The organism is Saccharothrix hoggarensis, from assembly GCF_042678885.1.
In the GTDB taxonomy this organism is placed as follows: Bacteria; Actinomycetota; Actinomycetes; order Mycobacteriales; family Pseudonocardiaceae; genus Actinosynnema; species Actinosynnema hoggarensis.
The window spans coordinates 1-9,039 of sequence record NZ_JBHTLK010000262.1 but is presented as its reverse complement, the minus strand read 5'-3'; the positions used below and the strand labels follow the sequence as shown (position 1 = coordinate 9,039).

The following is a 9,039-nucleotide window of genomic DNA, read 5'->3' as shown; positions in this document are numbered from 1 at the left end:
TCCGCGTCCGCGGGCAGGGCCGCGCCGAGCTGCCGCGTGCCGACACCGCGCTGCGCCAGCACCGCGGCCAGCGGGTACAGCGGCAGGGCGTGCCGCTCGTCCGGCATGCACGCCAGCAGCACGGGCCGGTGGTTGCGGGGGTTCGCGACGACCGGCGTCGCCCGCACCACGGCGGCCAGCACGCACTCCTCCACCAGGTGCGACACCTCGACCCCGGCCCCGGAGTGCTCCCACCGGGCGGCGATCGCGGCCATCACCGGCCGGATCACCTCGTCCCACGTCGCGACCAGGCCGTCCGCCTCAATCGCGTCCGCGAGCATCGTCTGCACGGCCGCCGAGTCCATCGCCAGCGCGGCCCGCCCCACACCCCTGGCCCGCCGGTTCGCCGCCTCCAGCTTCAGGCCGCGGCCGCCGGACGCCGAGCCGTTCAGCTCTCCGCCGTTCAGCTCCCCGCCGGTCAGCCCGCCACCGCCCGGCCCGCCGTTCGACCCGCCGGTCAGCGACGGCGGCGTGGTCGTGCGGGCCTGGACCGTGCTGGACAGGGCGTACTTGGCCGCCTCGGCGGACGACGCGCCGCGCAGCAGGGCTCGCTGCATCAGTTCGAGGCGCGCTACGTCGAGTGGCGCGTACTTGCGGTGTCGCCCGGTTGTGTGATCGGTGGGTCCCAGCCCGTACCGGCGGTCCCAGGTGCGCAGAGTAGCCGGCGCGACGCCGAGGCGGCGGGCCACGGCGGCCACCGAGAGGGTCACCGAATGCGCCGGATCATCTTCTGCCGCAACGGTTTCCCGGTCGCCTTCCGGCACGGTCCCGGTGTGGTCGGGGGGCGTCATCACGGTGACATGGTCCGTTCACCTGACGTCACCGGCAACTCCGGGGGTGGCCGCCGACCGATCACCCATCGAATGAATTGCCGGTAAAAGCCCTGCTACCCCCTTGAACAAGTTTTGGCGCGGTTCTACGGTGGATCATCGTTAAGCCGAATGGAGCAGTTCACGTCCATGGGCCAAGGAGGCGGTCTCGATGGCGGACACCCGAAGGCTTCCCGGTCCCAACGCGGATCTGTGGGACTGGCAGATGCGCGGCTCGTGCCGCGGGATGGACAGCGCGTTCTTCTTCCACCCGGACGGGGAGCGCGGACCGGCGCGGGCGCGGCGGGAGGCCAGGGCGAAAGCCGTGTGCCTGTCGTGCCCGGTGCTGGAGATGTGTCGGCGGCACGCCCTGGCGGTGCAGGAGCCGTACGGGATCTGGGGTGGTCTCTCGGAATCCGAGCGGGACAGCATCATCAAGGCGCGCAAGCGTCAGTTGACGCCTGCGTGACGCCGAACGCGCGGGAGGGGCGGCACCTCGCGGGTGCCGCCCCTCCCGTTCGCTCTGCTACCGGGTGATACCGCTGGTCAGTGGCCGTGCCCGTGACCGTGGCCGTGCCCGGCGGAGCCCGCCTGCTCCTCTTCCTTCTTCTCCACGACGGCGCTCTCCGTGGTGAGCACCATGCGGGCGATGGAAGCGGCGTTGGTGACCGCGGAACGGGTCACCTTCACCGGGTCGATGATCCCGGCCTCGAGCAGGTCGCCGTAGGCCAGCGTCGCGGCGTTGAGGCCGAAGCCCCAGTCGCCCTCGCGGACCTTGTTGACCACGACCGCGCCTTCCAGACCCGCGTTCGCGGCGATCCAGAACAGCGCCGAGCCCAGGGCCTCGCGGACGATCGCGACACCGGTCGCCTCGTCGCCGGACAGGCCCAGACCGCCGTCGAGCACCTTGGCCGCGTGCACCAGGGCCGAGCCGCCGCCGGGGACGATGCCCTCCTCGACCGCCGCCTTGGTCGCGTTCACCGCGTCCTCGATGCGGTGCTTGCGCTCCTTCAGCTCGGTCTCGGTGGCCGCGCCGACCTTGATCACCGCGATGCCGCCGGACAGCTTGGCCAGCCGTTCCTGCAGCTTCTCGCGGTCCCAGTCGGAGTCGGTGGCCTCGATCTCGCGGCGCAGCTGCTCCGCGCGACCCGCCACGTCGGCCTTGGCGCCGCCGCCGTCGACGATGGTCGTGTTGTCCTTCGACACGACGACCCGCCGGGCGGAACCCAGCACGTCGAGGTTGGCCTCGGACAGCTTGAGGCCCACCTCGGCCGCGATGACCTGGGCGCCGGTGACGACCGCGAGGTCGTCCAGGAACGCCTTGCGGCGGTCGCCGAAGTACGGCGCCTTGACCGCGACCACGCGCAGGGTCTTGCGCAGGGCGTTGACCACCAGGGTGGACAGCGCCTCGCCCTCGACGTCCTCGGCGATGATGACCAGCGGCTTGCCGGACTCGGCGACCTTCTCCAGGATCGGCAGCAGGTCGGCCAGGGCCGAGATCTTCTCGCGGTGCAGCAGGATGCGGGCGTCCTCGAACACCGTCTCCTGGGCTTCGAGGTCGGTCGCGAAGTGCGCCGACACGTAGCCCTTGTCGAACTGCACGCCCTCGGTGATCTGGAGCTCGGTGGCCATCGAGGAGGACTCCTCGACGGTGATCACACCGTCCTCGCCGACCTTCTCGATGGCCTCGCCGAGCAGGGCGCCGATGGACTCGTCACGGGACGAGACGGTGCCGACCTGGGCGATGTTGTCGCGGCCCTTGACCGGGGTGGCCTTGGCCTTCAGCGCGTCCACGACCGCCTCGGCGGCGGCCTGGATGCCGACGCCGAGCGACATCGGGTTCGCGCCCGCGGCGACGTTGCGCAGACCGACCCGCACCATGGCCTGGGCCAGGACGGTCGCGGTCGTCGTGCCGTCGCCGGCCACGTCGTTGGTCTTGGTCGCGACGCTCTTGGCGAGCTGCGCGCCCAGGTTCTCGAACGCGTCTTCCAGCTCGATCTCGCGCGCGATGGTCACGCCGTCGTTGGTGACGGTGGGGCCGCCGAACTTCTTGTCGAGCACGACGTGCCTGCCGCGCGGACCGAGGGTCACCTTGACCGTGTCCGCGAGCTTGTTCACGCCGCGCTCAAGGGCCCGACGAGCGTCCTCGTCGAAGCTGATCTGCTTGGGCATTGCCTACGCCTCTCTTGATGCGAAACGCCCCGGGAAGCCCCGGAGATGGGGTTCGCCGGGGCGCCTTGCGTGTCAGCCGAGCGTCAGTTGATGACGGCCAGCACGTCGCGGGCGGAGAGGATCAGGTACTCCTCGCCGTTGTACTTGACCTCGGTGCCGCCGTACTTGGAGTAGATGACGACGTCACCGACAGCCACGTCCAGCGGGACGCGGTTGCCCTTGTCGTCGATCCGGCCGGGGCCGACCGCGAGGACCTTGCCCTCCTGGGGCTTCTCCTTCGCGGTGTCCGGGATCACGAGGCCGGAAGCGGTCGTGGTCTCGGCCTCGCTGGCCTGGACGACGATCTTGTCCTCGAGCGGCTTGATGTTCACGCTCACCGGGCTGACCTCCACGGTCGTCGAAAGCGTTGGCAGGTTGCGTTTACGGCTCCTGCCACCCCGCCGTCGCGGGGGTCGGGGCGGTTGCTGGTGCCGTGCATCTAGCACTCTACCCAGGCGAGTGCCAACGCTTCAACGAGCCCCCGTCACTCCTTCCGGGCACCCGGTCCGGCGACGTCCGCGAGGCGGCCCGCAACCGCTCGGAACCGCGCGCGCACGCCGATCCGGACCAGCTCGGGCGCACCGGTCCGCGGTGACGTCCGGCCTGCCCTCGTCGGACGAGCCCTCGCTGGACTGCGGAGAGCTGGATGCCCGGGGTAATGCCGGTGTTCACCCGTTCGCCACCATGCTGGGTCACGGTGGGCGCATGACCACGGTGACCCGACGTTCCCTGCTCATCGGCGGTGCGGCCCTCGCGGCCGCGGCGACCGCCGGTGCGGGCTTCCCGAAGCTCGACGACCCCTTCACCCTGGGCGTGGCCTCCGGCGACCCCCTGCCCGACAGCGTGGTGCTGTGGACGCGCCTCGCGCCGCGTCCGCTCAACGAGGACGGCCTGGGCGGCATGCCCGACCGCGTCGTCCCCGTCCACTGGGAGCTGGCCGAGGACGAGCGCTTCCAGCGCGTCGTGCGGCGCGGCGTGCAGCCCGCCCGGCCCGAGAACGGCCACAGCGTGCACGTGGAGCCGTTCGGCCTGCGGCCCGGCCGCGAGTACTACTACCGGTTCCGCGTGGACGGCCACCTGTCCCCCGTCGGCCGCACCCGGACCGCGCCCGAGCCGTGGGTCCTCGGGCAGGACCTGACCATGTGCTTCGCGTCGTGCGCCCACTACGGCGAGGGCTACTTCACCGCCTACCGGCGGCTGGCCGAGGACCACCCGGACGTGGTCCTGCACCTCGGCGACTACCAGTACGAGTACGCGGCCAAGGCGGCGGACGTGCGGACGGTCGTCGGGCCGGAGACCCGGACGCTGGCCGACTACCGGCTGCGGCACGCGCAGTACAAGACCGACGCCGACCTCCAGGTCGCGCACGCCGTCGCGCCGTGGGTCGTCGTGTGGGACGACCACGAGGTCGAGAACAACTGGGCCGACGACGTGCCCGAGCAGCCCGACCCGGACTTCGCGGCACGGCGGGAGGCGGCCTTCCGGGCGTACTACGAGAACATGCCGCTGCGGCGCGGCGCCCGCCCGAACGGCACGGACATGCAGCTCTACCGGCGGCTCGGCTGGGGCGGGCTGGTGAACTTCCACATGCTCGACACCCGCCAGTACCGGGACGACCAGGCGTGCGGCGACGGCTGGAAGACGTGCGCGGACGCCGCCCTGCCGACCCGGTCCATCACCGGCGCCGAGCAGGAGGAGTGGCTCCTCGACGGGTTCCGCCGGTCCCGCGCGCGCTGGGACGTGCTCGGCCAGCAGGTGTTCTTCGCCGAGCGCGACCGCAAGGACGGCCCGGTGAAGGAGGTCTCCATGGACGGGTGGGACGGCTACCTGGCGTCCCGCGACCGGGTGACGCGCGGGTGGGTCGACGCGGGCGTGCGCAACGCCGTCGTGCTGACCGGCGACGTGCACGCGCACTACGCGGCGGACGTGAAGCTGGACTGGAACGACCCGGCGTCGCGGACCGTCGGCACCGAGCTCGTGTGCTCGTCGGTGACGTCCGGCGGCGACGGCAACGACACCGTCGACCAGGTGCAGCTGCGGAACAACCCGCACATCAAGCTGCACAGCAGGCGGCGCGGGTACGTGCGGACGAAGTTCACCGCGCAGGAGATGCGGGCGGACTTCCGCACGCTGCCGCACGTGCGCACGGCCGGGGCCGAGGCCACGACGCTCAAGTCGTTCGTGGTCGAGGACCGCAACCCCGGCCTGAACCCGGTGTGATCAGCCGCGCAGGACGTTGACCAGGGCGGTCCAGCTGTCCTTCCCGTGCCCCGCCGCGATGGCGCGGTCGTAGAGGGACCGGACCGCCTCGGGCAACCCGGCGTCGACCCCGGCGGCCTCGCTCGCGCCCACGACGTGCGCCGCCGTGGCGCCCATCATGGCCACGTTGGCGAGGTCGCCGGGGTGCTCGCCGGTGTCGACGTGCCGGACCGTCTCCGCGACGTACATCGCGAACGACGACACCACGTCGGTGAGGTACGGCGCGTACGCCTCGGCCGTGAGGCCCGCCGACGTGACCAGGGCGGTGGCGTGCAGCATCGCGGCCAGCGAGGTGAGGAAGACGTCCAGCTGGGCCTGGTAGAGCAGCTGCGCCAGGCCGTGGTCCGCGCCCATGTAGTCGGGCCTGCCGATGACGGCCAGCGTGTCGGCGTACCGGTCGAACACCTCGCGCGGGCCGCTGTAGAAGACGTACGCGGACTCGTCGCCGACCAGCGGCGCGGGCACCATCACGCCGCCGACCAGCAGCTCCGCGCCCCGCTCGGCCAGCCAGGCGGCGGCCCGCACGGTCTCGGCGGGCGTGTCGGAGCTGAGGTTGACGACGACGCGGCCCGCGAGGTCCGTGCCGTCGAGGATGTCGTGCATCGCGGCGTAGTCGGTGAGGCTGAGGACGATCAGCCGGTTCGCGGCGACGGCGTCGGCGGCCGTGGCGGCCCGGACGGCGCCTCGGGCGACGACGGCGTCGGCGCGGGCGGGGGTGCGGTTCCAGACCGTGGTCGGGTGGCCGGCGGCGAGGAGCCTGGTGACCATGGCCTGGCCCATGGGGCCGAGCCCGATCAGGGTCAACGGGGTCTTGTCAGTCATGCGGTGTCTCACTCCTTCGTGTGAATCCCACGGTGCCGCCGGCCGCGCACGGTTCGCTGCGGGTCCGCTGGGGGTCGGCCGCGGGCGGCCCCGTTACGGTCCGGGCGTGAGATTCGGGGTGTTGGGGCCGCTCGCCGTGTGGACGGCGGGTGGCGCGGAGGTCCGCGTGCCCGAGGTGAAGGTGCGGGCGCTGCTGGCGGACCTGCTCGCGCACGAGGGGCGGCCGGTGTCGGCGGACCGGTTGGCGTTCGACCTGTGGGGCGACGAGCCGCCCGGCAACCCGGTGAACACGCTCCAGACGAAGGTCTCGCAGCTGCGGCGGGCGTTGGAGGCGGCCGAGCCGGGCGGGCGGGAGCTGGTCGCGCACGGGCCGGCCGGGTACTCGGTGCGGGTGGACGCGTCCACTGTGGACCTCCTGCGGTTCCGGGAGCTGGTGGCCGCGGGGCGGTTCGGCGAGGCGCTGGCGCTGTGGCGCGGCGAGCCGTTGGCCGAGTTCGCCGACGCGCCGTTCCTGGCGGCGGTGACGGCGCGCTGGACCGAGGAGCGGCTCGCCGCGCTGGAGGAGTTCGCCGAGGCGGGCGCGGTCGACCTGGCCGACGAGGTGGCCCGGCACCCGTTGCGCGAACGTCTGCGCGGCCTGCACATGCGGGCGCTCTACCGCGCCGGGCGTCAGGTGGAGGCGTTGGAGAGCTACGCCGAGCTGCGCCGGCTGCTGGCCGACGAGCAGGGGTTGGCGCCGGGCCCCGAGCTGGCCGCCCTGCAGCAGGCCATCCTCACCCACGACCCGGCGCTCGGCCCCGCCGACGGCGGCGCGCGCACGAACCTGCCCGCGCCCGTCACCGACCTGGTCGGGCGGGACGACGCGGTGGACGGCGTGCGCGGCCTGGTCGGCCGGTCGCGGCTCGTGACGCTCACCGGGCCGGGAGGGGTCGGCAAGACCAGCCTCGCGGTGGAGGTCGCCCGGCGGGCCGCGGTCGGCGACGGGGTGTGGCTGGTCGAGCTGGCCGGTGTCGGGCGCGACGAGCAGGTCGCGCACGCCGTGGCGGACGTGCTCGGCGTGCGCGAGGACGCGCCGGGAGGCTTCGCCGGGGGTCGGTCCGACGACCTGGTGGACCGGCTCGTGGAGGCGTTGCGGGGCCGTGAGGTGCTGCTGGTGCTGGACAACTGCGAGCGGCTGGTCGAGCCGGTCGCCGCGCTGGTGTCCCGCCTGCTGCGCGCCGTGCCGGGCCTGCGGGTGCTCACCACCAGCCAGGAACCGCTCGGCCTGGCGTTCGAGGTGGTGTGGGCCGTGCCGCCGCTCGACGTCGACGCCGCCGTCGCGTTGTTCGCGGCACGCGCTGCCGCCGCCGCGCCCGGCTTCGCCGTCACGCCGGACAACACGCAGGCGGTCGAGGCGATCTGCCGCCGGCTCGACGGCCTGCCGCTCGCGGTGGAGCTGGCCGCGACCCGCGTGCGCGGCCTCGGCGTGACCGCCCTGCTCGACCGGCTGGACGACCGGTTCCGGCTGCTCGCCACCGGTCACCGCGACGCGCCCGCCCGGCAGCGCACGCTCCGGGCGATGATCGACTGGAGCTGGGACCTCCTCGGCGACGCCGAGCGGACCGTGCTGCGGCGGTTGTCCGTGCACGTGGACGGGTGCGCGTTGGACGCCGCCGAGGCCGTGTGCGCGGGTGGCGCCGTGGCGGCCGACGAGGTGGCGGACGTGCTGGCAGGCCTGGTCAACCGGTCGCTCGTGGTCGCCCCCGACCACCGCGGCGAACCGCGGTTCCGGCTGCTGGAGTCGGTCGCCGACTACGGCCGGGAACGGCTGCGCGAGGCGGGCGAGTTCGACGAGGTCCGGCGGCGGCACGCCGAGTTCCACCTGGCGCTGGCGGAACGGGCCGATCGGGAGCTGCGGACCGCCGGGCAGCTGCGGTGGCTGCGCCGGCTGGACGCCGACACGGCGAACCTCCGGGCCGCGCACGACGTGCTGGAGCCCGCCGGTGCCGCCCGGCTGGCCAGGGCGTTGACGTGGTACTGGTTCCTGCGCGGGCGGCTGCGCGAGGGGCTGCGGCTGATGACGTCCCCCGATCCGGTGACGGCGGCGTGGCGGGCCGGGTTCGGCGTGCTGGTCGGCGAGCCCGTCGACCCGGCGGCCGCGGCCGGCACGGCGGAGATCGCCGACCCGCTCGACCGGGCGCGCGCCCGGTGGTTCCTGGGGTACGTGCTGTCGACCGTCGGCGACATGCCGTCCGCCGAGGAGCTGACGGACCGGGCGCTGGAGGCGTTCGAGGAGCTGGGTGACGAGTGGGGCGTGGCGTCCGCGCACAGCGACCGGGTCAGCCAGGCCCTGGCCCGCGGCCGGCTGGACCGGTCGTGGGCGTCGGCCCGGCGGAGCTCCGAGCTGTTCACCAGGCTGGGTGAACGGTGGGGGCAGCTGAAGGCGTCGTTCGGGTTGGGCGTGCTCGCGCAGCTGGCCGGCGACCTCGCGCGGGCGGAGGCCGTGCACCGGGAGGGCCTGCGGGTGGCCGAGGAGCTGGAGTCGTGGCCCGAGGTGTCGTACAAGCTGTCCTGGCTCGGCCGGGTCGCGCTCGCCACCGGCGACTACGCGAAGGCACGCGACCTGCACGAACGGGCACGCCGTGCGGCGGCCGAGCACGGGTTCGCGCCCGGCGAGGTGTACGCGGAGACGGGGTTGGCGCTGGGCGCGCGGCGCGAGGGGCGGCTGGACGAGGCCGAGGCGCACTGGACCCGGCTGCTCGACTGGCACCGCCGGGTCGGGTTCGAGGCGGGCGCGACGCTGGTGCTGGCCGAACTGGGGTTCGTCGCGGAGCTGCGCGGTGACGCGGCGCGGGCGCTGGAGGTGCAGTCACGGGGGCTGGCGCTGGCCCGCCAGGTGGGCGACCCGCGGGCGGTCGCG

Annotated in this window: 7 protein-coding genes; 3 read left to right on the top strand and 4 right to left on the bottom strand. The window is 73.7% G+C overall.

Annotated elements, in window-relative coordinates:
- Window positions 1-830 (bottom strand): MerR family transcriptional regulator (locus tag ACFQ3T_RS31410; RefSeq protein WP_380728871.1); only part of this gene is annotated, 830 nt, incomplete at its 3' end.
- Between the two features lie 190 nt (window positions 831-1,020).
- Between ACFQ3T_RS31410 and ACFQ3T_RS31405 the strand changes: the two genes are divergently transcribed.
- Window positions 1,021-1,317 (top strand): WhiB family transcriptional regulator, encoded by a 297-nt coding sequence (locus ACFQ3T_RS31405; protein WP_033428626.1) that lies wholly within the window; start codon window positions 1,021-1,023, stop codon window positions 1,315-1,317.
- Window positions 1,318-1,394: 77 nt separating this feature from the next.
- On the opposite strand, the gene groL is transcribed toward ACFQ3T_RS31405, so the two are convergent.
- Complete coding sequence (groL, locus tag ACFQ3T_RS31400) at window positions 1,395-3,020, bottom strand: chaperonin GroEL (protein WP_380728869.1); 1,626 nt, start codon at window positions 3,018-3,020, stop codon at window positions 1,395-1,397.
- Window positions 3,021-3,103: 83 nt separating this feature from the next.
- Window positions 3,104-3,397 (bottom strand): co-chaperone GroES, encoded by a 294-nt coding sequence (groES, locus tag ACFQ3T_RS31395; RefSeq protein ID WP_077010188.1) that lies wholly within the window; start codon window positions 3,395-3,397, stop codon window positions 3,104-3,106.
- A gap of 367 nt (window positions 3,398-3,764) precedes the next feature.
- Between groES and ACFQ3T_RS31390 the strand changes: the two genes are divergently transcribed.
- Complete coding sequence (locus ACFQ3T_RS31390; RefSeq protein ID WP_380728867.1) at window positions 3,765-5,279, top strand: alkaline phosphatase D family protein; 1,515 nt, start codon at window positions 3,765-3,767, stop codon at window positions 5,277-5,279.
- Here ACFQ3T_RS31390 and ACFQ3T_RS31385 read toward each other — a convergent pair whose 3' ends face one another.
- Window positions 5,280-6,140: an NAD(P)-dependent oxidoreductase gene (locus ACFQ3T_RS31385; protein WP_380728864.1), complete on the bottom strand. Its 861-nt coding sequence runs from the start codon at window positions 6,138-6,140 to the stop codon at window positions 5,280-5,282.
- A 106-nt stretch (window positions 6,141-6,246) separates the two neighbouring features.
- Between ACFQ3T_RS31385 and ACFQ3T_RS31380 the strand changes: the two genes are divergently transcribed.
- Window positions 6,247-9,039 (top strand): BTAD domain-containing putative transcriptional regulator (locus ACFQ3T_RS31380; protein ID WP_380728861.1); only part of this gene is annotated, 2,793 nt, incomplete at its 3' end.

Coding starts and splice junctions, on each gene's coding strand:
- ACFQ3T_RS31405 (WP_033428626.1), top strand. CDS start 1,021: ATGGCGGACACCCGAAGGCTTCCCGGTCCCAACGCGGATCTGTGGGAC.
- ACFQ3T_RS31385 (WP_380728864.1), bottom strand. CDS start 6,140: ATGACTGACAAGACCCCGTTGACCCTGATCGGGCTCGGCCCCATGGGC.
- groL (WP_380728869.1), bottom strand. CDS start 3,020: ATGCCCAAGCAGATCAGCTTCGACGAGGACGCTCGTCGGGCCCTTGAG.
- ACFQ3T_RS31390 (WP_380728867.1), top strand. CDS start 3,765: ATGACCACGGTGACCCGACGTTCCCTGCTCATCGGCGGTGCGGCCCTC.